The sequence below is a fragment of the Roseateles sp. genome, from assembly GCF_049240545.1.
Taxonomy (GTDB): domain Bacteria; phylum Pseudomonadota; class Gammaproteobacteria; order Burkholderiales; family Burkholderiaceae_C; genus Paucibacter_A.
Window position 1 is genome coordinate 1 of the sequence record NZ_JBMLSK010000182.1, and the last position, 1515, is coordinate 1515.

Genomic DNA, 1515 nt, shown 5'->3' on the forward strand with positions numbered 1-1515 from the left:
TGGTTCACGTCGTGGCGGCGTAGTTTGGCATACGCAAGGTTCGGGCAAGTCTATCGAGATGACCTGCCTTGCGGGGCGATTGATGACCGCACCAGAGATGAACAATCCGACGATTTTGGTTGTCACCGACCGCAACGATTTGGACGGGCAACTCTTCGAGACTTTTGCGGGAGCGAAGGAACTGTTGCGGGAAACGCCTGTACGGGCAGACACCCGCCCCGATTTGCGAACTAAGGCAACGCTGAACAAGTCAACGAGATTGCTGTTTGAACGTTATAGAAGGTATTGACAATCCAAGCGACGAGGCCTCATGAAACAACAGACACTTGCCATGGCAGCTGATCAATCCTTCGAGCACTACCGCAAACCTACGCGACGCGACGTGTTTCTGGAGACGATGGAACGCATTCTTCCTTGGCAAGCGTTATGCGCTGTGATCGCGCCGTATTATCCCAAGGCAGGCAATGGTCGCCCGCCGATTGGTCTGGAACGCATGCTGCGCATTCACTTTCTCCAGCACTGGTTCAATCTGGCCGATCTGGCTTGCGAGGAAGCGCTTTACGACAGTCCTGGTTTGCGGCGCTTTGTAGGCATTGATCTGGGGCGCGAGCCGGTGCCCGACGCCACCACCCTGCTCAAGTTCCGGCATCTGCTTGAGCGACACCAGTTGGGCGAGCAGCTCTTTGCCGAGGCGGGCCGGGTACTGCAGGAGAGCGGCATGACTGTCAAGACGGGCACCATCGTCGATGCCACCATCATTGCTGCTCCATCCTCCACCAAGAATGCCGAGCGGGCGCGCGATCCCGAGATGCACCAGACGAAGAAGGGTCAGCAGTGGTACTTCGGCATGAAACTCCACATCGGCGTGGACAGCCACAGCGGGCTGGCGCACAGCGCGGTGGTCACGCCGGCCAATGTGCATGACAAGCACCCTCTGCCGCAGTTACTGCATGGGGACGAAAAACGGGTGTATGGCGACAACGCCTATCAGGGACAGGTAGCGCAAATTCGCACCAAGGCGCCACAGGCAAAAGACTTCACCAACGAACGGGTACGCCGCCGCAAGGACGAGCCGGCCGACGAAGTCAGGCGGGCAAAGAACCGCACCAAGTCAAAAGTGCGGGCGAAGGTCGAACATGTGTTTGCGGTAGTCAAGCGACTGTGGGGCTTTACCAAGGTGCGCTATCGGGGGCTGGTCAAGAATGCCAACCGTGCCTTCACGGCGCTGGCGCTGGCCAACCTCTACCTGGCGCGTCGTCGGCTGACGGGAGAGGTGCGCCCATAGTGGGCCAATCGCGGGACGAACGTCCCGCAACCGGCCCGACAGGGCCAGAAAAACCATGTGGAACGCACCTTGTTGAAGAATCAGGCTGGTATGCGCGACCTCGATGCTGATAAACAGAGCTTGTTCAGCGTAGCCTTAGCAGGCTGTTGAAATTCGAGCGCGTGTAAACGAGATTTGCAGGTCAGACGTTATGGATATCATGTTCATGATGGTTGAGGGAATGCGATGCG

Annotated in this window: 1 protein-coding gene and 1 pseudogene; both read left to right on the top strand. The window is 58.0% G+C overall.

Features of this window, described 5'->3' with window-relative positions; all coding sequences use genetic code 11:
- Window positions 1–286, top strand: a pseudogene (locus ACOVRJ_RS11930) (DEAD/DEAH box helicase family protein); the annotation flags it as partial.
- Between the two features lie 24 nt (window positions 287–310).
- Window positions 311–1285 carry an IS5 family transposase gene (locus ACOVRJ_RS11935; protein ID WP_422044069.1) on the top strand — a complete coding sequence of 325 codons (975 nt, stop codon included), beginning with the start codon at window positions 311–313 and terminating at the stop codon, window positions 1283–1285.
- Window positions 1286–1515: the final 230 nt, after the last annotated feature.

What these genes read in the sequence shown, in the direction of transcription:
- ACOVRJ_RS11935 (WP_422044069.1), top strand. Translation starts at nt 311, where the DNA reads ATGAAACAACAGACACTTGCCATGGCAGCTGATCAATCCTTCGAGCAC.